The organism is Liquorilactobacillus sucicola DSM 21376 = JCM 15457, assembly GCF_000612445.1.
GTDB classification, from domain to species: Bacteria; Bacillota; Bacilli; order Lactobacillales; family Lactobacillaceae; genus Liquorilactobacillus; species Liquorilactobacillus sucicola.
Genome location: NZ_BALC01000002.1, coordinates 244,835 through 265,067, shown reverse-complemented (window position 1 = coordinate 265,067; position 20,233 = coordinate 244,835). Strand labels below are relative to the sequence as shown.

At 38.5% G+C, this 20,233-nt stretch carries 18 protein-coding genes and 1 pseudogene; 6 read left to right on the top strand and 13 right to left on the bottom strand.

The window, feature by feature from the left end; genetic code table 11:
* Positions 1-148: 148 nt before the first annotated feature.
* A pseudogene (locus tag JCM15457_RS04515) lies at positions 149-1,269 on the bottom strand (D-alanine--D-alanine ligase family protein).
* A 292-nt stretch (positions 1,270-1,561) separates the two neighbouring features.
* Between JCM15457_RS04515 and JCM15457_RS12345 the strand changes: the two are divergent.
* Genes JCM15457_RS12345 through JCM15457_RS04500 form a run of 4 tightly spaced genes read left to right on the top strand, consistent with a single transcriptional unit; the run spans position 1,562 to position 6,157 of the window.
* Complete coding sequence (locus tag JCM15457_RS12345; protein ID WP_235725565.1) at positions 1,562-2,467, top strand: hypothetical protein; 906 nt, start codon at positions 1,562-1,564, stop codon at positions 2,465-2,467.
* Positions 2,464-3,069 carry a hypothetical protein gene (locus JCM15457_RS12340; RefSeq protein ID WP_235725563.1) on the top strand — a complete coding sequence of 202 codons (606 nt, stop codon included), beginning with the start codon at positions 2,464-2,466 and terminating at the stop codon, positions 3,067-3,069. Before JCM15457_RS12345 ends, JCM15457_RS12340 begins: the two co-directional genes overlap by 4 nt.
* Positions 3,066-5,231, top strand: coding sequence for an RNA degradosome polyphosphate kinase (locus tag JCM15457_RS04505; protein ID WP_034988076.1), 2,166 nt, complete (start codon positions 3,066-3,068; stop codon positions 5,229-5,231). The genes JCM15457_RS12340 and JCM15457_RS04505 overlap by 4 nt, the downstream gene beginning before the upstream one ends.
* Positions 5,232-5,233: 2 nt before the next feature.
* The gene (locus JCM15457_RS04500; RefSeq protein ID WP_034988074.1) at positions 5,234-6,157 is read left to right on the top strand and encodes a Ppx/GppA family phosphatase; all 924 of its coding nucleotides are present in this window, start codon (positions 5,234-5,236) and stop codon (positions 6,155-6,157) included.
* Between the two features lie 132 nt (positions 6,158-6,289).
* Here the strand turns inward: JCM15457_RS04500 and JCM15457_RS04495 are convergent, their stop codons facing one another.
* On the bottom strand, positions 6,290-7,129 hold the full coding sequence (locus JCM15457_RS04495; RefSeq protein WP_034988073.1) for an aminoglycoside phosphotransferase family protein: 840 nt from the start codon (positions 7,127-7,129) through the stop codon (positions 6,290-6,292).
* Positions 7,130-7,369: 240 nt separating this feature from the next.
* On the opposite strand from JCM15457_RS04495, the gene JCM15457_RS04490 reads away from it, so the two are divergent.
* A complete protein-coding gene (locus JCM15457_RS04490) occupies positions 7,370-7,651 on the top strand; it encodes a hypothetical protein (protein WP_034988071.1) in 282 nt (93 codons plus the stop codon).
* 163 nt (positions 7,652-7,814) lie between these two features.
* Here JCM15457_RS04490 and JCM15457_RS04485 read toward each other — a convergent pair whose 3' ends face one another.
* Complete coding sequence (locus JCM15457_RS04485) at positions 7,815-8,756, bottom strand: NAD(P)H-binding protein (RefSeq protein ID WP_034988070.1); 942 nt, start codon at positions 8,754-8,756, stop codon at positions 7,815-7,817.
* A 292-nt stretch (positions 8,757-9,048) separates the two neighbouring features.
* Here JCM15457_RS04485 and JCM15457_RS04480 point away from each other — a divergent pair, with 292 nt between their 5' ends.
* A complete protein-coding gene (locus tag JCM15457_RS04480; protein ID WP_161633660.1) occupies positions 9,049-9,594 on the top strand; it encodes a DUF975 family protein in 546 nt (181 codons plus the stop codon).
* A 356-nt stretch (positions 9,595-9,950) separates the two neighbouring features.
* Here JCM15457_RS04480 and JCM15457_RS04475 read toward each other — a convergent pair whose 3' ends face one another.
* From JCM15457_RS04475 to JCM15457_RS04430, 10 genes are all read right to left on the bottom strand, one after another.
* Complete coding sequence (locus JCM15457_RS04475) at positions 9,951-10,892, bottom strand: NAD(P)H-binding protein (protein ID WP_034988069.1); 942 nt, start codon at positions 10,890-10,892, stop codon at positions 9,951-9,953.
* Positions 10,893-11,756: 864 nt separating this feature from the next.
* Positions 11,757-11,957, bottom strand: coding sequence for a cold-shock protein (locus JCM15457_RS04470; protein ID WP_034988066.1), 201 nt, complete (start codon positions 11,955-11,957; stop codon positions 11,757-11,759).
* A gap of 988 nt (positions 11,958-12,945) precedes the next feature.
* Entirely contained in the window at positions 12,946-13,107 is a 162-nt protein-coding gene (locus JCM15457_RS11895) for an IS3 family transposase (RefSeq protein WP_081778183.1), read from the bottom strand.
* Between the two features lie 57 nt (positions 13,108-13,164).
* Positions 13,165-14,568, bottom strand: coding sequence for a Fe-S cluster assembly protein SufB (sufB, locus tag JCM15457_RS04460; protein WP_034988061.1), 1,404 nt, complete (start codon positions 14,566-14,568; stop codon positions 13,165-13,167).
* Between the two features lie 21 nt (positions 14,569-14,589).
* Entirely contained in the window at positions 14,590-15,063 is a 474-nt protein-coding gene (sufU, locus tag JCM15457_RS04455; protein WP_034988059.1) for a Fe-S cluster assembly sulfur transfer protein SufU, read from the bottom strand.
* Positions 15,050-16,288 (bottom strand): cysteine desulfurase, encoded by a 1,239-nt coding sequence (locus tag JCM15457_RS04450; protein ID WP_034988057.1) that lies wholly within the window; start codon positions 16,286-16,288, stop codon positions 15,050-15,052. The genes sufU and JCM15457_RS04450 overlap by 14 nt, the downstream gene beginning before the upstream one ends.
* Positions 16,269-17,561 (bottom strand): Fe-S cluster assembly protein SufD, encoded by a 1,293-nt coding sequence (sufD, locus tag JCM15457_RS04445; protein ID WP_051993284.1) that lies wholly within the window; start codon positions 17,559-17,561, stop codon positions 16,269-16,271. Before sufD ends, JCM15457_RS04450 begins: the two co-directional genes overlap by 20 nt.
* A gap of 15 nt (positions 17,562-17,576) precedes the next feature.
* Complete coding sequence (gene sufC, locus JCM15457_RS04440; RefSeq protein WP_034988056.1) at positions 17,577-18,356, bottom strand: Fe-S cluster assembly ATPase SufC; 780 nt, start codon at positions 18,354-18,356, stop codon at positions 17,577-17,579.
* Positions 18,357-18,518: 162 nt separating this feature from the next.
* On the bottom strand, positions 18,519-18,872 hold the full coding sequence (locus tag JCM15457_RS04435) for an arsenate reductase family protein (RefSeq protein WP_034988055.1): 354 nt from the start codon (positions 18,870-18,872) through the stop codon (positions 18,519-18,521).
* An 88-nt stretch (positions 18,873-18,960) separates the two neighbouring features.
* A complete protein-coding gene (locus JCM15457_RS04430) occupies positions 18,961-20,160 on the bottom strand; it encodes an FtsW/RodA/SpoVE family cell cycle protein (protein ID WP_034988054.1) in 1,200 nt (399 codons plus the stop codon).
* Positions 20,161-20,233 lie beyond the last annotated feature (73 nt).

Sequence of the window (20,233 nt, the reverse complement as noted above, 5' to 3'; positions counted from 1 at the left end):
AGGACTAGATCAAAATTAATTTTTGACCCAGTCCCCTGTATTTAAAGCTCACATCATACAAATTAATATTTTTCAATAGCCAGATCGGCTGGTTTGTTTAACCGTAAATTGCAGATACAGTCAAATCAGCTTATTCAAACGGCTTAAGCTATTTTGAGAGTTTTTCCTCACCAAGTTCAACAAAATCATAATGCAACTTGGCATTGTCATCGAACTCTTCAATTGCTAACTGGATCAATCTGTCAATCAAGTCGCTGTAATTTATCCCTGAAACTTGCCATAGTTGTGGTACAACGAGATGTTTGTGAATCCTGGCAATGTATTAGCCTCTCCAAAATACGGTACATCGTTTTGGTCAACAAGGAAATCCATCCGAGCCAGTCCCCGATTACCTAACACACGAAATGCATCTAGTGACATTTGTGTGATCTCCTTAGCCAACTTCTCAGGCAGATCAACTGGTAAATCAAAAACAACGCCAGAAGCATCCACAAATTTATTGTTATAGTCATAGAAAGTATCTGTCTCTGGAATTCTAATCGCACCTAATTTTGATGCCTTGATATCCCGGTTACCTAAAACAGAGCACTCAACTTCACGCGGATGTTCAATTGATTCTTCGACTAAAAGTTTAAAATCATAATGGAATCCATCTTTTACTGCACGGTCAAACTCGTCCTTGTTGTCAACTTTGAAAATACCAACAGATGAGCCTTGACGGGCCGGCTTTACAAAAAGCGTTTTGCCTAATTCTGCGCTGCATTTTTCATATGTGTATTCTTTTTGATTCTCTGGTGTTACTACAAGATACTTCGTATTGCGCACACCATTGTGCGTCAACAACTGCTTGGTCCAATCTTTATCGAATGAAACAGCAGATGATCCTACCCCACTTCCAATCCAAGGTTTATTCAATAGCCGGAATAGTCCTTGAATAGTCCCATCTTCACCCATGTTGCCGTGGATAACGGGATAGAAAACATCAATGTCTTTCACTTCAGAGATATTCTGAATATTGGCCAGAGGATTAGTAAAGTCGACTTTTGGCAAAATTTCCGCTACAACTTTATCCTCGTCCTCGCCATCAAAGATGCGCATTGAATCCTTGTTTCCTAACAGATATCCATCCTTGGTAAACATAAAGACTGAAACATCATACTTGTTCTTGTCCATTGCATCATAGATATTATGTGCCGAACGTTTTGAAACATCATGCTCCGATGAATTTCCTCCAAAAAACAGTGCAACGTGCAATTTCTTTTTGTCCATAAATATATCTCATTCCTATTCCCTAATCTTATTATACGGTTTTACCTATTATACGATAATTTTTTGCTTAATGTACAGAGAAACAACATCTTCTATTGCCCTATACCCTCTAGCATCATAACACGTAGAGCAAAACTTGTCAGTTAAAAAATATCAATTAGAAGTACAGCAGCCTGCGACAAGCTTTTTAATACTTGGTACAAAAAATACCCAAATTTTACACAATCTTTTCTTTATAAAGTTTAAGATGGTTGTTAGAATTAGGTAAAGAAGAAAGAGCGGGGTGATTATTGTGGCAATGAAACTTTTCGGTATCATTTACATGACACCTAGACGTATTCAACTCTCAATTATTGATTTAAAAAAATTGACGAAAGTCGAGAATGTCTTTTCAAATACCTTTTCCAACAAAAATTATCAGTATGATCAAAGCGTTGAGGAAATAGCTGGCGCTATCAATGGCTACCTCCAACTAGCAAAAGATTACGGTGTCAAAAATGTAAAACTCTGGGGTAACCAGCAGCAGCTTGATACTATTAGGGCGCGCTATCTCGGTGAGCAGCTCTACATTCGAACAGGATTACATATAAAATGGCTAAGCACCAGCCAACTGACGTACTACAAAGCAACTGCTGTCAAGGTTCATCTGGACAATTTCGAAAAGCTCAGTCTAACATCCACCTATTTGTTAAGTTTAGGTATCGAACGTGCTTCTTTATCGCAATTTGACGAACAGAAATTCATCTCCACTTGGAACATTGATTTAGGTTCCTCGCACATTGGGGAAATTTCCGCGGCTATGAAGCTGAGTGCAAGCGACTCTGTCGAAGTTATTGAAGATTATATCGGCAGCAAACTTGAACACCTACATCATGTTTTTTCCAAGAAAAAAGAGAGTTCAAATCTTGTGCTGCAAGATGCCTATGTGCTCGCACAAAAATTCATCCCTGCCGGTAAAACATCTTACACAATGAATGTTGAAGATTTTAAAAAACTTTATGCTACTGTTATCAAATCCTCAGATCAATATCTGATGAACTTTTTCGACCTTGATGAAAATGAGATTGGGCGTATTATTCCCTACTTCATTCTTATTGAGAAAATTATAAAACTGATTGCTGCCAAAAAGGTAATCATCACAAACATTGCCGTCTCAGATGGTCTTGCCATTGAACGAGCAACCAGAACTGGCTCATGAGTATTGACTTGAACGGAATGATTCTAACTTCAGCTGAAAACCTAGCATCACGTTATCTTACAAGTCATGCGCACCGCCAAAATGTTTCCAAACTGGCTTTGCATCTTTTTGATCAACTCAAGCGCATCCATCATCTTGGAAAACGGGAACGGTTACTGCTTAATATTGCCTGTATCGTTGATGATATTGGTAATTACATCAATCAGCAGCAACATTACCGCCACTCTGCTTATATTCTTGAAGCAACTAGACTAATTGGTCTCTCAAATGATGAGAATCAGATCATTGCCGAAGTTTCGCGCTATCATAGCAGTGAAACTCCTGAAACAGATCAGCCTCATTTTCAAAAGCTTGAACCGACAGTTCAAATGAGTGTTGCAAAACTTGCAGCTATCTTGCGCCTAGCTGATGCTTTGGATGATGCCCGTGAACAGAAAATTAAAAAGATCTCAGTTTCTTTGCGAGGTTCGACCATGTTTATCTATGCCTACTCAAACCAAAATATCGCTCTGGAAGCATGGTCATTCAACAATAAGTCTGCATTATTCAAAGAGGTCTTTGGAATCGATCCGATTTTGAAGCAAAGGAGACAACAAAAATGAAGAAATCAGAATTTAACAAACACAAATATTTCAAAAATCGTGAATTGAGTTGGCTTGACTTCAACGGTCGTGTTTTAGAAGAGGCGCGTGACATTGATAACCCCTTGCTAGAAAGAGTTAATTTTCTTGGTATTACGCAAAGCAATGTAGATGAATTCTTCATGGTTCGGGTTGCCTCACTCAATAAAATGTATTCTGTTAACATCCAATCAACCGACGCTTCTGGAATGACACCTAAGCAGCAAATTGATGCCATCAACGAACAAGAACAGAAAATGGTTGCTAAACGCTATACAACTTATAACCGCTCACTCTTGCCACAACTCGAAAAAAATAATATCCGGATCATTACCCCGCAAGAGGCGAATGATGAGCAGTATAAATTTATCAAACGTTATTTTAATGATGATCTGTACCCAGTCCTTACACCACTGGCTGACGACTCTTCACGCCCTTTTCCTTTCATTAGCAACAATTCATTGAATCTTGCAGTTCGTATTCATGAATCAGATAATCAAAATAATAAACGTTTCGCAACAATCAGAATACCTGAAGTTTTCGGACGCATCATCAAATTGCCCAATAGTGATAATACGTTTATTTTGATTGAAGATATTATTAAAGAATTTGTTGAAAACCTGTTCTCCGGCTACAAAGTCAGCGAAGTCGCAGCCTATCGCGTTATTCGCGATATGGACCTTGACGTTGCTGAAGAAGACACATCCGATTTACTACGTGAGGTCCAAAAGCAACTAAAAAAAAGAGAACACGGTGGAATCATGCGCTTTGAGATCGAAAATACAATGGGCAGCCATCTTAGGGAACGTTTGATTAAAACACTCGATGCAGACAAAAAGGCTGTTTATCGAATTAACGGACCAGTTGACCTGACGTTCTTGAAGAAACTGCCACGTTTAGTTTCCGGTCACCAAGAGTTACGGTACCCGCCTTATAATTCATATATCGATCCAAAATTAGCACCCGGCAAAAACATTTTTACAGCGATTCGGCAACATGACTACTTTATGCAGCATCCTTATGATTCTTTCAGTTCGGTTGTCCAATTCATTGCCCAAGCTGCCTCTGATCCGAATACTTTAGCCATCAAAATGACTTTATACCGTGTTTCCGGCAACTCACCTATCATTAAGTATCTTGGTTTGGCAGCTCAACATGGCAAGCAGGTCACAGTACTGGTAGAGGTTAAGGCACGTTTTGATGAAGAAAATAATGTTCGCTGGGCCAAACAGCTTGAAAAGATGGGCTGCCACGTTATTTATGGCTTAGTTGGTTTAAAAACCCACTGTAAGCTTGCACTTGTTATCCGACGGGATGAAGATGGTATTCGCCGTTATATGCACTTAGGAACAGGAAACTACAATGATGTGACTGCTAATTTCTATACAGATATGGGCATTTTAACTGCCAATCCAGACATGGGAATTGATGCCTCGAATATTTTTAATATGTTATCGGGATATGCTAAACCCCCTTATTTCCACAAATTGCATATCTCCCCTAAAAAAATTCGTTCCTTCATCAATAAGAAAATTGATGTTGAAATTGATGCTGCTGAAAAGGGACAGCCGGCAGCAATAAAAATGAAAATGAACTCACTTTCCGATCAAAAAATTATCGAAAAGCTTTATCAAGCTTCAGCTGCCGGTGTTAAGATCGATCTGATTGTCCGCGGCATCTGTTGCTTGAAAACAATGATTCCTAATGTCAGTGAAAATATCCATGTCCATTCGATTATTGGACGATTCTTAGAGCATAGCCGTATATATTATTTTTACAATGGCGGTAATGAGGATGTTTATCTTTCAAGCGCTGATATGATGACTCGCAACCTAAACCGGCGAGTTGAGCTTTTGTTCCCGGTCCTGCAAGACAATCTGCGGCAGAAAGTAATTTCAATTTTTTCGACAATGTGGCAGGATAACATCAAAACCCGCGTTTTGCGCGGTGAACAATTCGAAAAACTGGACCGACGTGGTCTGACACCATTAAACGCACAGGAGCATTTCGTCCAAGAGGCCCAACAAAAAAATAAACTTTTGCTTAAACAAAAGCATGATGCCAAAAGGGATGCATCAGTTTTTCATCCGATGACCCGCCATGAAAGTATGGTACACTTATCTGGTGACAAGGAGGATGAGTAAAAATGGAAAATTTTGTGGTAATCGATCTTGGTTCAAATTCAATCAGGATGACAATTTCACAGATAAACGACAAAAAAGAAGTCAAAGTTACCCATCAGTTAAAAGAAATGGTCCGTCTGTCAGAAAATATGGGGTCTAAGAAGATCCTACAGAAAGAACCCATCGAGCGAACACTTAAAGCCTTATCCACATTCAAGGATACCTATTCGAAATTAAAAAACGTTAAAATAACAGCTTTAGCCACCGCTGCTGTGAGACAGGCCAGAAATCAGGCTGATTTTCTGAAACTCGTAAAGAAACGCATTGGAATCGAGTTTAATGTTATCTCCGGAGAGCGAGAGGCATATCTTGATTTTCTAGGTGTGACACGGACACTTCCTATCGAAGACAACTGTATTATTATGGATACGGGGGGTGCCAGCACAGAACTCATTTTAGTAAAGAACAAAGAGGTCAGCGACCTAATTAGCTTGCCACTTGGTTCAGTAACCGTCTCACAAGAGTTCTCATTGAATAATGAAATTGCTGCCTCCGACTTATTTAAGGCTATGACTTTTGTCGAGAAAAAAATTACTGATATTAACTGGCTTTTTGATGCCCATAAAGCGCAGCTCGTTGTCCTTGGGGGCAGTAACCGAACTTTAGCCAAAATTGCACGCAGAAAGCAGAATAAGGATAAATTACCTTGCCTTCACGGCTACAGACTTACAAGTGAAGAAGCTTTTGAAATTTTTGCAGATTTAGTTGATCTTAATCAAGCAAAACGTGAGAAGATTCCTGGACTGGCTAAAGCACGTGCAGATGTCATTATCGGCGGCCTAATTCCTATTTCCTTAATCCTAAGGACCTTGCATATCCCAGAGATCCTATTTTCAAATAATGGTTTACGTGAAGGCGCCTTGCTTGATTACATTGACTCGCTTTAATGCGGGATTTTACATAAATTAAGTATTCATCATAAAAACGACAATAAGCTGGAGAGTCCTATAAAACCTTAAAAACGGTTTTAACTAGGATTTTCCAGCTTATTTTAGGTTAAAAATGCTGTTCTGCAAGCATTAAAGTGCCAAAACGGCATCATTTTTTTGGATGGTTTCTAACATCGCTGTCGGCATTTCACCAAATTTACGCTCAGGATGCGTTACATTGTATTCACAAATATCCAATGCACATAAAAATAGCAAACAGCGTTGTACTTCTTTGCCTGGGATCTCAAAATCGTGTCTTGTTTCGTAACCTTTAATAAAACTATGTCGCAGTGCTGGTTTCTTGACCTCGTTATAAAAAAACTTGATAAAATCTTGGTAAGGTGTTCCCATATGTGAACGTTCAAAATCTATCAAAATTTTTTTGCCTCGATAATTCATGATGTTGCGCGTACTGAAGTCTCCGTGCAAGACAACCTTAGGAAGCTGTGCATACTCCATATCTGCCCGTTCAAAATCGGGCGTCAGCAGTCGCTGTACTTCATTAACTACTGCCTCATATTCCGTCGTTTGCAACTTAGTTACATGATACTGAATTTGTTCTGAGAGTCGTTTATCACTTTGATGAACAGTGGCCTTTCCCGTTAGTTTTTTGTGAAAATCACCAAGCAACTGGCCGAAAGCATATGCTCTTTTTGGACTAATCTTTTGTGCTGAAATCTCCTTTAACTCTCTGTCTTTAAGAGTTACGACGTACCTGTCCCCAAAAATAACACTATCCAAATAAATCTCTGGGTAGTAAACCTGATTAACGTGCTGCTCCGCGTAAAACATATCACGTTCCTTGAAAATTTTGACGAATAATGGGCTTTTGAAAACCTTACTGTAGCCAATTAAATGTTGATTACCAGCCACATCGTGAATGCTTTTTAGGTTAGCCTGGTAATAATCATTTAAAAACTCGACTAGCATATGTCTTCCTCCCCTGTCATGTACTAACTTAATTGTACTTAACAATATTCTAAATAGCAAGAAGCCTTACTATACTATGTTAAGAATAATTCACTTTTTCCTTAATCATCGCTTCACTATTCCAAATAAACTATGAAAAAGGCTCGGTTTAAACACAGTATCTAAGCGTTTACAAGGAATATTAACTTCACCAATGTTATAGTTTGATTAAGGATACTATTTTGAAAAGGAGGGCTTATGATGGGGATCTTCAATAACAATAAAATCAAAGGGATCTTAGTAGACCGGGGTCTCGATGATATATCCAGTGAAACATCCGAACAGATTGAGGCAATCTTAGGTGAACTTGACAATAAGAATCTCTTGCGCAATGACAAAAGACTATTAATCAAAGACCGCAGTGATGATTCTAAAATCTCTTATTTGCGAGCACTCGTGGAACAAAACTGGATTTTAATCGCACAAAACGATAAAATAATCAAACTTTTAGCTGAGAAAGAAAAAACCAACGCTAAACGTTAACAAGAGTAAGCACGCGCATAGTCTATCTTTTTTAAGACATTTCGCTTTTTAGCTGCCTTGAAATTTGCTTCCTACTTCGCAACAAAAAACGCCAGACAACCGCGAACACATTCGTCCGAATTGCCTGACGTTTTTTCAATTTTTTACAAAGTTCATCTCCCCATTAACTGTCCTTTGAATGCCTTTCTCCAATTTGAAAATTATTTGAGTGTTCAAACATATACCTCACTGTTAGCGGATCGTCTCCTGTCAATTGTTTAAAATCGTCTGTAAATTCATCCATTTTTCCCTTGCGAATTGCTTGTCCAAACGTAACCATTCCATCAGACGAGAATGGAGCTTCTGACCCTTTTTTAAACTTGCCCTCTGTCGTGCGCGGTACACCCATTTTATCAAAAATTCGGTAATTCTCTTCATCACTGATTTGCCGATACACAACGGTATTTTGCGTCACCTCGTTACCAATTTCAACAAAATCTTTGATCGTCAACAATTCTGAGCCATTGATATTGAGTACTTTATTCTTATATTTTTCAGAAGCCAAAGCAAATGCTGCAGCTTTAGCGCAATCTTTGCGCGAAATATATGCCATTTTTCCATCGCCTTGGTTATTCTTGAGCACTCCATCGCCATTAGCGTAGGTAAAATAATTTGTGATCATCGCTTCTGCATATTGTGAATTTCTTAAAAAAATGTAATCCATCCCAGAATCTTTGATGTATCTCTCCGTATATGCATGGTCTATTTTTTCTATACTTGGATTTGAAGGATCATCAGCATTTACCAATGACGTATAAACTATTTGCTTGACTCCCGCTTTTTTGGCCCCTTCGACAACGTTTCTATGTGCAGCTTGCCGCTTAACGCCCACAAATGGCATCGAAATCAGTAGCAACTTTTCTCCAGATGCAAAAGCTTCCTCAAGTCCATCAACACTGTTAAAATTTGTAGTGTGTGTTTCAATCCCTTGTTCAGCGTATTGTTCAAGAACAGTGGGATCAAAACTGCAAAAAACCAGTTTTTCCTTAGAAACCAACTTTTGAATTACACGAGCAGTTTCACGGCCAAAATTACCGTCAACACCAGTTACAATTAATTTGCTCATAATATACTCCACCTTTCTTGGAAAAAAATCTTCTAAAAATAATTTATGCCATCTATGGTACGCTACTACACTGCTTAAGCGTCAAGTGCAGATCTTTTCCTAATTGCCACTTTACATTCAAAATAATCCTTGTTACGCTTTTTAGTATTGAAAGGAAGTGTTCGTCATTAATCGAACAGAACTAAAACGCAATTCCAAAAAGCTGCTCAATCGGAATTATTCATATTTCTTTAAATTATTTTTATTGGTCTTCGTTGTTTACTTCATAAACTCTTTTGCAAGCCGCAATTCGATGAAATTAGAACAATCTACCATAACAGGTCAATTGGATTATTCATCAATTTGGAACATCTGGTCCATTGCAAACGTTATATTCTCTATCATTCTCTCAATTTTGATCGTAAGTGTAATGTTTGCCTGTATTGACATCCATCGTCAAACGCAAAAATTGGATAACCCCTTCGTGGATTGTTTAAAACTATTTCAGCGGCGCGACTACGTAATCGGAACGATTCTGATTTCAATTTTACAGGCCATATGGATCTTTCTTTGGACATTTGTCTTGATCATCCCCGGAATTATCAAATCACTTGCCTATTCACAAGCAATCTTTATTTACCGTGATCAAATTGATCAAGGCAATAAAATCAGATACCGTGATGCAATTACACAAAGCAGGATCTTAATGACCAACCACAAATGGGAATACTTTGTTCTCCAGTTAAGTTTTATCGGCTATTGGCTGTTAACGATAGTCACCGGTGGAATTGCCGGTCTTTGGACGATGCCGTACTATCGATTGACAATGGCCAACTACTACGTTAATCTGACCAAATAGTGGTTACAAGACTTATATTGGGAATATACCAGCAGTTACCAAACGGAAAAAACAGCTAGTTGAGACAACCTAATTGCGTAATATCATTTTAAAATAGTCGGGACTGGATCAAAATTGAAGTACCCCATAATAATTAGATTTTGCCTAACTATTATAGGACACTTCAAAAGTTAAATTTTGTTTCAGTCCTTTTTTTGTTCTGCACGAATATGTTGCTTATGTTGAATTTTCCGTCTAGTTTCGTGTTATTTATGGTGAGAGAACTTGCTATATTCGTAATACTCAGATTTTACAGACTTAGGCTATATTCATTCTTCCTTATTCAAATTATATTAAAAACTAAATAACTGTATTTTTTATTTTTCAGTTGGATGTCTTGCACCCAACTGAAAATCAGCTGCATGTTCGAACATATACTTAAGTGTGCGTGGCTGACAATTAGTCAACGTGGAGAAATCGTTAACTGGGATATCCAAATAACCTTCCCTAACAGTCGTTCCAAAAGAAACCATTCCTTCAGAGGTCTCTTTTAACGGGCTCTTAGAAAAATCACCATCAGTTGTTCGGGGAACTTTAATTTTGTCAAAGTATGCGTACATTTCCTCATCAGTCTGCTGCTGATATTCAATATCATTACCTGTGACCTTATTTCCAATATTCAAAAACTCCTTAAAAGTCAGTGGAACTCTACCATTAATATTTAAGATCTCTCGGTGTAGTAAGGTATTATTCAATGCAGCTGCAGCTGCCAGTGCTGCATCTCTTCGCGAAATAAATGCCACACGTCCCTCACCCATATTCTTTGCTGCAACCCTTTCTCCTGCGGCTACAAGCCTAAAATAATCAGTAATAAAGGCCTCAGCAAATAAAGAATTTCTTAAAATAATATAATCTAATGGCGAATTTTGAATAATTGACTCAGTATAACCATGATCGATATTTTCAATACTCGGGTTGAGTGGGTTTGATGCTGATATGACAGACGTATATATGACTTGCTTAACATTCGCAGCTACACAAGCGGCGATAGCATTCTGATGTGCTGCTCTTCTTTTAGCTCCAACAAAGGGCATTGAAATCAGAAGAACCTTGGAGGCGTCTTTAAAAACAGCAGTTAGGTTCTCCCTTGAATTAAAATCCGCAACTTTTACCTGAACAGCACTTCCAGAATATTCTGAAAGCTTTTTAACTGTAGGAACAGTAAAAATTAATTGTGTGTCAGGTACTAACTTTTGAATATTTTTTGCAACAAGATTGCCAAAGTTACCATCTATTCCATTGATAATGATTTTTCTCAACACACTCACCCCTTAATTGTGATGCATTCAACATGTATATTGTAAGGGATTTCATATGAAAATACAAAAGAAAAACTTAACAGCCAAGACCAAAATATCCCTCTCCGAAAATCTATCATTAGCGTAGTTAAATACAACTTTTCAACAATCCTTCGAAAATAATCAAATTATTTCACCTTAATATTATTTAGTTTTTTGAATAAAGAAGTTCCTAGTTCTCAGCATCTTCTACAAAAACTGCTTTAAATCAGCTATATATCAACTATAAATCAATTATAGTTACTGTATATTTTTTATAACATCAATGAATATTCGCATGTTTTGAATAAATAACTATTACACCAAAAACGTTCAATTCTTCCCTCTTGACCTGTATCAAGATATAGTTGTAAACTGTTCTTGTGTTGTATAGGTTAGAGAACATGAAAAGAACCTCACCACAGTTTCGCTGGACTGTGATAAGGTTCTTAGGAAGTAGTAGGTAGCCAAACGTCTGCGATGATCGTTTCTACAACGCTACCTTACCATTATGATAATACAATGTACAGTTTATTACAACACTTTAACGAAAAAGGACTTGCTCTTAATTAATAGAGCAAGTCCTTTTAATTATGCTTTAACGCCCCTGTTACCGATGGACAAACACTAATTCTGCTGCTATTTTTCTCTAGAAAAAATCTTTTTCAAATATCTTAAGATCGTAAAATCATTAAAAATGATTCTCTTTTTACACTTATCCCAAATTCAAAAGCGTCTGTTATCATATATAAAAAGAGCTACCACAAGGTATCAGCTTGCCGTAACTCTTTCAGGACGACTCACAGTAAACAACTGTCAAGACCGTCTCATTAGGTTTAAACTAAATTACTGCGAAACAACATTGACAGCTTGAGGACCACGGTCGCCGTTTTCTTCGTCAAACGTAACCTTTTCACCATCATCTAATGTTTTGAAACCATCCTTTTGAATAGCAGAGAAATGAACAAAAACGTCATTTCCATCTTCTCCAGTAATGAAACCAAAACCCTTATCTGCATTAAACCATTTTACTGTACCATTTTTCATATATCTAAATCCTCCTAGGATTAAAAACCAAAGTGACAAACGACGATCAACACCTGAAGGAATTTCAGAAATAACATAAAAATGATACTCATATTCTCCGTGCAAATGCTAACTTGATTCTTAGTATACTCTAAATATTAGAAAATGCAAATGATTTAATTTAAATTATACTTATAAATAATCACAATTGATGGTAATAAGCACGTTTGATTTTATTTTTTTAATTAAAATTAGAAAACATATAACCCAAACTGAAATATATGAATTAACGTATTTCAATATCAGATCTTGCCATATTCCATCTATATATAAAGGTGGCTATTCATATGTCACGAGTCAAAAAATGTCTCCAAGATAACTTACATGCCCTTGCAACTTTTAAACACACTGTTTGACAAATATTAATGGAGCCAGATCAGAATTTCTGATCCAGCTCCTTTTTTATTCTGCCTATTATTGGAATTTAAATTATATTGAATTTGGGAAAAGATTATCTTTGCCCCCTTCATATCTTACAAAGGCAAGTCGCTACTTGCTAGGAGATATGTGGATCACTTCCTTTCAGTAATTTCTACAAAACTTAACAGGAAATGCATTCAATATTTTCACCTCCTTAAAATTAAAGAAGCTCAACTCCGTCACCATTGTAACATCAAATTATTACCTTTTGCTAGTTTTACCCTCTTAGACTCCTCGTCAGCTGTTAATCTTGCAAACACTGAAATACAAATAATAAATAATTTTCAGTATCAAAATGATCCAAACGTTAGAATTTTTTTCATTTTAAACACTGCTTTACTCAACCAATCCTCTTGTTCGCTGAGTAAACAAACGGAGCTGTACCAAAAGTTAACTTTTGGTACAGCACCTCTTTTATTCCATATAAACGTGTTCCATAAGGCAAAATTCTCCGTCTACCTTCGAATTAGTACTCAAATTTTCTGACTTTGTACTGCCTTAAAAAAGTTGGACATGTTTGTTTTAATTGTTAGATTAGATACTGTTTACGATATTCGACTGGAGTTAATCCATGCCGCTTAAGTGAAATTCGCTGGGTATTATACCAAGCAACATAATGTTCCACTAACGTTCTTAGTTCACTGAGAGAAATAAACCTAATACGCCTTAAACATTCTCGTTTAAGTCCCAATTAAACACAGTCACACTTATATTCATAATTCATGCGCGCCCATTTCTATTGATATAGCTATCCGACAGAACCTTCCATCTGATATTCAATCAAACGATTAAGCTCAACCGCATATTCCATTGGCAATTCCTTAGTAAACGGTTCAACAAATCCCATAATTATCATTTCTGTTGCTTTTTCCTCTGTGATTCCACGACTCATTAGATAATAAAGCTGCTCTTCGGAGATTTTCGAGACCTTTGCTTCATGTTCCATCGAAACATTGCCATTTTTAATCTCATTGAAGGGTATCGTATCACTCGCACTCTTATCATCTAAAATGATCGTATCACACTCAACATGTGAGAATGAGCCATCGCTGTTGCGTCCAAAACGAACTTTCCCGCGATAATCTACTCGACCGCCATCCTTGCACAAAGATTTAGAAACAATTGAACTTGAGGTGTCCTTTGCATTGTGGATCATCCTTGCTCCTGTGTCAGAATCAATGTCTTTTCCTGCAAATGCGATCGACAGCATTGTTCCACGAGCACCGCGACCATTTAGATAAACACTTGGGTACTTCATAGTGACCTTGGAACCTAAGTTGCCGTCAACCCACTCCATAGTGCCATTCTCTAACGCTTGTGCACGTTTAGTCTCAAGACTATATACATTGTCCGACCAGTTCTGAATCGTCGTATAACGGCAGTACGCGTCCTTTAGAACATTGACCTCAACAACAGCTGCGTGCAAACTATCCTCAGAATAATTAGGTGCTGTACATCCTTCAACATAATTTACGCTTGCACCTTCATCAACAATGATCAGTGTCCTTTCAAACTGCCCACTATTTCCGGCATTAATACGAAAATAACTCTGGATAGGTACTTCTGTTTTAACGCCCTTTGGAACATAGATGAATGTGCCACCTGACCAGACAGCTGAATTAAGTGCTGCAAACTTGTTATCAGAAGGGGGAATAAGTTTGCCAAAGTATTTGCGAACCAGGTCAGGATACTTTTGAAGTGCTGAATCAGTATCCATAAACACGATTCCAAGCTTCTCAAAATCTTCACGCATATTATGATAAACAACTTCCGATTCGTACTGTGCAGATGAACCCGCTAGATATTTACGTTCAGCTTCGGGCACACCCAAACGATCAAACGTATTCTTGATATCATCAGGGACATCTTCCCATTTACGAGCCACACGGTCACTGTCTCGTCTAAAATAGTTGATCCGATCAAGGTCAATTCCTGATAAATCCGGTCCAAAATCCGGCATTTCCATTTCCTTATAGCGTTTAAACGACTTTAAACGAAAATCCAGCATCCATGCCGGTTCATTTTTAGCCTTTGAGATTTGACGAACAATATCTTCATTCAAACCTTCACCGGTTGTCAGAATTGGCTTGATATCATCCTTAAAACCGTATTTATATTCTCCGCCTAATCCAAGCATATTTGCATCTGACATTCAGAGACCTCCCTTAATTATCTATTCATCATGATGCAAGAAACCAAGTGTTGCTTTCTTATCATCCGTTTTTGTGGCTTGATAGACAGCTTTCCATGCCAATGTTGCACATTTAATTCGTGCCGGAAATTGTGCAACTCCAGCCAAGATTGCTGCATCTCCTAGAATTTCATCAACATCATCCGGTTCATCACCGGTTACCATTTCTGAAAAAGCAACTACCATCTTAGCGATTTGTTCCGGTGTTTTGCCTATAACTTCATCTGTCATCATACTTGCAGATGCTTGACTGATCGTACAGCCCGAACCGGAAAACGCGATGTCTGCTACTTTTCCACCCTTTAATTCAATTTGCAGCTGCAGCACATCGCCACAGGTTGGATTTCGCAATTCAATATCTTGATCAGCCTTATCCAGCACACCATGGTGGTGCGGATGTGTCGCATGTTCTAAGATCATTTGCCGATACAGATTTTCCAGCTTAGATAGTGCCATTCTTGAAAAACTCCTTTGTAGCTTTAATCCCCTCAACTAACCGCTTGCCATCTTCCAATGTATTATATAAATAAAAACTGGCTCTTGCAGTTGCTGAAACATTTAGATATTCCATCAGCGGTTGAGCACAATGATGACCTGCTCGCACCGCAATGCCTTCCATGTCAAGTGCAGTAGCAACATCATGCGGATGAAGTTTATCAAGATTAAAGGAAATAACTCCCGTCCGCTTTTGTGCTTCTTGCGGTCCATAAATAGTTAAACCCGTAATCTGTTGCAATTCAGGTAAAACAGCATTAATGACCTCTTGTTCATGTTTTTGAATATTATCCATTCCAATCTGTTCTAGATAGTCAATCGCAGCTCCTAAGCCAACGACCCCCGCAATATTCTGCGTACCGCCTTCAAACTTCCATGGAGACTTTTTAAAAGTCGTTTCCTGCAATTGGACCCAGTCGATCATTTCACCGCCAAATTCCAGTGGAGGCATGTCATCCAAAAGTTCACTCTTGCCCCAAAGGATACCGATTCCGGTTGGTGCCATTAATTTATGCCCTGAAAAAGCAAAAAAATCGACCCCTAATGCTTGAACATCAATTTTCATATGTGGTGTTGACTGAGCACCATCAGCAACCATTATTGCACCATGCTGGTGAGCTATCTTGGCAATTTCAGAAATTGGATTAACTACCCCTAAAACATTAGAAGCATGTGTTAAGGAAACGATCGCAGTTTTGTCAGTGATCTGCCGCTGAGCACTTTCGATGTCAAGTTGTCCATCAGCCTGCAATTCAATATATTTAAGTTTTGCACCTGTTTTCTTCGCTAATTGCTGCCACGGAACCAAATTACTGTGATGCTCCATATATGAAATAACGATCTCATCGCCTGCTTTAACATGTGTCTGCCCATAACTAGCTGCGATCCAGTTTAGACCTTCTGTCGTACCCTTAGTATAAATGATTTCATCCTTACTTGGCGCATTAATAAAATGTGCAGCTTTCGTCCGCACTGCTTCAAAAGCCTCTGTCGCACGTTCAGCTAATGTATGCACTCCGCGATGCACATTCGCATTATCATGGTAATAATAATTAGTAATTGCATCAACCACCGCACGCGGTTTTTGGGTTGTTGCCGCATTATCTAAATAAACCAGCGGTTCATCGTTAACTTTTTGTTTTAATATTGGGAAATCCTCGACATAACTACTCATCTTTTTGACCATCGATAAGCTTCCTTTCAATAGTTGCCTTTAACTGTGCACGAATCACCTTCGATGGGATTGCTGCTAAGACCGGTCCCAAAAAGCCGATAATGACCAATCTTTCAGCTACCTTCTTTGGCAGCCCTCTACTCATCAGGTAATACAGCTGTTCTTGGTTCACCCGCCCAATACTTGCCGCATGTCCGGCAGTAACATCGTTATCATCAATCAGCAAGATAGGATTGGCATCTCCCTTTGCCTTATTTGAGAGCATCAGCACACGACTTTCTTGCTGGGCGTCGGCACCCTTGGCACCCTTAATGATGTGACCGATGCCATTAAAAGTCAAAGTTGAGCGCGAAAGGATAACGCCATGCTGCAGGATATGACCAATAGTATGCTTACCGATGTTGGTCACGCGTGTATCTATTCCTTGAACCTGCTTACCCGTTGAAATCGCAACAATCTTGACCTCAGAATGAGCTCCGTCACCAGCTAAATCAGAATCAAAGTCACCAACAATATTTCCGTCGTTCATCATTCCCATTGACCAGTCAATTTTAGCGTTCTTTTTCAGATGACCTCTACGATTAAGATAAGTTGTAGTGTTAGCCCCTAAACGATCGACGCTTGCAAATTTAACATGGCTATTTTCCTGGGCAACCACTTCAACAATAATGTTAGCCGTCGTTGCCTGCTCACCAACTGTTTTTAGATTTTCAAGATACGAAAATTCACTATTTTCACCCACGACAATAATTACATGGTGCACATAATCATTTTTGGCAGTCGCGTCTTGAAAAAAGTAGCTCGTAAACGCTTCTTTCAAAACAACATTCTTGGGAACATAAATAAACAAACCGCTTGTTAAGTGTGCAACATGCTGTGCAGTTAAACGATCCTCGTCAAACTTAACTGCCTTTTGCATAAAGTATTTCTGCACTAAATCACCATGCTCACGCAGAGCAGTCTGCCAATCACAGACAATTACTCCCTGATCCTGCATCTCTGAACTGATTTTCAATTCAAGTGTATTCTGTCCTAATTGAACAACCATATTCCCCGTTTGCTCGGGTTTGAGCGTTTCAATCAATTCTTTACGCGAGCCTTTTTTTTCTAATGGCTGCTCCAACTGAATCGGCCAACGCTGGTAGCGGATTTTCTCAAAAGAAGGGAGCTCTAGTGAAGATGCCTTTTCTAAGGACTTGGTTCTTAGTTCCGTAAACCAAGTAGGTTCTGCTGTTTTTTTCGCATATTCGGCAATAGCCGGATATTTCTTTAAATCAACCGTCATAAACTCACATCTCCCTTAAGCTTCTTCGTCTACTAATTTGATGTCTAATCCAAGTTCATCTCGCAAGCCAGCATAACCCTCATCTTCAAGTCGTTTAGCCAGTTCAGGTCCGCCTTGTTTTACAATTCTTCCACCCATCATGACATGAACAACATCTGGCACAATATAATTCAAAAGACGTTGGTAATGCGTAATGATTAATGAACCGAATTCCGGGCCACGCATTTGATTAACACCACGCGAAACGACTTTAAGAGCATCAATATCTAAACCTGAATCAATCTCATCAAGGATGGCAAATTTGGGTTTGATCATCATTAATTGTAAAATCTCATTCCGCTTTTTTTCACCACCGGAAAAGCCCTCGTTTAAATAGCGATCAGCCATCTCCTCAGTCATATCTAAAACACTCATCGTCTTATCCAATTGCTTCAAAAAGCTGCGCACTGAAAGTGGCTTATCTTCTGGACGACGTGCATTGATTGCCCCTCTGATAAATTCAGCATTCGTAACACCTGGTATTTCTGCTGGATACTGCATTGCCAAAAAAAGGCCCGCCCGTGCACGTTCATCAACCGGCAATTCAAGAATATTCTCACCATTCAGCAGAACCTCTCCTTGTGTTACCTTGTATGCGGGATGTCCCATAATTGCTTCTGAAAGTGTTGATTTTCCTGTTCCGTTTGGTCCCATAATAGCGTGAATTTCACCTGTTTTCATTGTTAAATTAACGCCTTTTAAAATGTTTTTACCATCGATCGATACGTGTAAATCCTTAACTTCAAGTGTTGACATTGATGATTCCCCCAATTAATGTATGCTAACATTCTATCCTAATTGCGAATCATTTTCAATTAATAAAAATTATCACAAAATTACACATCTGCTCGCTCTGACCAATCGTTCTAGTACTTATATACTCACTTAAATCAAAGAATCTGTTTTACTTTGCAAAAGCTACTTCCATTCGCTTTCATACACATCAGTTTTGAAGCCACAGGTTATATGAGTTCCCTCAACCATCAGTGGCCGTTTAATAAGTTTTCCATCGCTACTCAGAACCTTGCTAGCCTCTTCAAGGCTCATCGTTGGCACCTTGTCTTTGAGCTTCAACTCTCGATACTTAATACCACTGGTGTTGAAGAAATATCTAAGATGTTGCCCACTCTTTCCGATCCACTCCGCCAATTCTGCAGCCGTTGGAGTATCCTTCACGATATCAATATTTTCATATTCAACATTATTTTCGTCCAACCACTTCTGCGCTTTGCGACATGTGCTGCACCTGTTATAACAATAAAATTTTTTCATTTAAAGTACTCCCTTTTCATTAACTTTCCATCCCATTATACAAAAAAAGACTAACTATAAAAATAGCTAATCTTAATCTAATCTTTTTTTAATGAAATTCTTTACTGCTGCTAAACATATAACTTTTATTATGATAGCGCATTGACATGATCAAACCGATACCAATCATATTTCCAACCAGTGCCGAACCCCCTTGGCTTATGAATGGCAGTGGGATACCCGTCAAAGGCAATAATCCGATGCTCATTCCAATGTTTTCAAAAACATGAAACAAAATCATCATTATAACTCCAGTAGAAATATATGCGTAAAATTCATTTTTCGTATCGAAAGTTACCTGAATCATTTGGAAAATCAATAACAGATATATAAAGATCAGGAGACAACCTCCAATAAAGCCAAAATTTTCACCGATAACTGAAAAGATCATATCTGACTCCCGCACCGGCACATAAACCTTCGAAACATCAAAACCCTTACCTAACAATTTTCCTGAACCAATCGCTTTCATACTCTGCCACAATTGGTAACTACTGCCAGAAGTACTTGCTGATGGATTCAACCATGCTTCCACACGGTCAAACTGATATGCTTTGAAGCCAAAGTTCATCAAAATACTTCTTCCATACACAACTAAGAAAATAGCTGTTCCACCTATCACAGTTGCAAATGAGACGACCGGCAAAATAATTTTCCATGTAATGCCAGAAACTAAGATTACTCCGCCAAGTATTGCAAAGAAAACCAGCATCGTCCCAAAATCATTTTGAAGTTTCAGCAAAACAGCAATTGGGATCGTCCACGCAATCATTTTCCCTAGCAAGCGCCAATCAGAATTAGCTGTATGTACGGGGTACTCGCTATTATGTTGCGAAACGACTCGCCCTAATATCAGAATATAAGCGGGCTTCATGATCTCTGACGGTTGAAAAGTCAATCCAGCAATAGAAAACCAACTTTTTGCCCCTGTGCTGGCAAAATAAGCTCGACTATAAAAGACAAGAACGAGCAGCAAAAGCACAATGCCTACCCCATATACGACGGGAGCAAGTTTCCATAATTGCTCAGCATCAAATTGCATAATCACGACCACCGCAGTTGTCCCCAATACATACCACACGACTTGCATGAGCATAGCCCTTGCGATACTGGTAGTGCTGGTATCATGTTTTGCAGCAACATAAATCGATGCCATTCCGATCACAGCTAGAACCAGCACTGAAAAAACAATACCGTAATCGATACGTGAATCATCATTATCCGCCCTTGTCAGTTGTTTTTCTGCCAAAGCTGATCCTCCTTTTAAACAAATATTTACTTTTCTTCAACTAAAAAATAAATTGCCGACTATTAAAATGAGC

Bases quoted from the DNA above. Each gene is read 5' to 3' on its own strand.
- JCM15457_RS04500 (WP_034988074.1), top strand. From the start codon at position 5,234: ATGGAAAATTTTGTGGTAATCGATCTTGGTTCAAATTCAATCAGGATG.
- sufU (WP_034988059.1), bottom strand. From the start codon at position 15,063: ATGGCACTATCTAAGCTGGAAAATCTGTATCGGCAAATGATCTTAGAA.
- JCM15457_RS04485 (WP_034988070.1), bottom strand. From the start codon at position 8,756: ATGAGCAAATTAATTGTAACTGGTGTTGACGGTAATTTTGGCCGTGAA.
- JCM15457_RS04505 (WP_034988076.1), top strand. From the start codon at position 3,066: ATGAAGAAATCAGAATTTAACAAACACAAATATTTCAAAAATCGTGAA.
- JCM15457_RS12340 (WP_235725563.1), top strand. From the start codon at position 2,464: ATGAGTATTGACTTGAACGGAATGATTCTAACTTCAGCTGAAAACCTA.
- JCM15457_RS04435 (WP_034988055.1), bottom strand. From the start codon at position 18,872: ATGAAAAAATTTTATTGTTATAACAGGTGCAGCACATGTCGCAAAGCG.
- sufC (WP_034988056.1), bottom strand. From the start codon at position 18,356: ATGTCAACACTTGAAGTTAAGGATTTACACGTATCGATCGATGGTAAA.
- sufB (WP_034988061.1), bottom strand. From the start codon at position 14,568: ATGTCAGATGCAAATATGCTTGGATTAGGCGGAGAATATAAATACGGT.
- sufD (WP_051993284.1), bottom strand. From the start codon at position 17,561: ATGACGGTTGATTTAAAGAAATATCCGGCTATTGCCGAATATGCGAAA.
- JCM15457_RS04470 (WP_034988066.1), bottom strand. From the start codon at position 11,957: ATGAAAAATGGTACAGTAAAATGGTTTAATGCAGATAAGGGTTTTGGT.
- JCM15457_RS04480 (WP_161633660.1), top strand. From the start codon at position 9,049: ATGAAATTAGAACAATCTACCATAACAGGTCAATTGGATTATTCATCA.
- JCM15457_RS04450 (WP_034988057.1), bottom strand. From the start codon at position 16,288: ATGGTCAAAAAGATGAGTAGTTATGTCGAGGATTTCCCAATATTAAAA.
- JCM15457_RS04495 (WP_034988073.1), bottom strand. From the start codon at position 7,129: ATGCTAGTCGAGTTTTTAAATGATTATTACCAGGCTAACCTAAAAAGC.
- JCM15457_RS04490 (WP_034988071.1), top strand. From the start codon at position 7,370: ATGGGGATCTTCAATAACAATAAAATCAAAGGGATCTTAGTAGACCGG.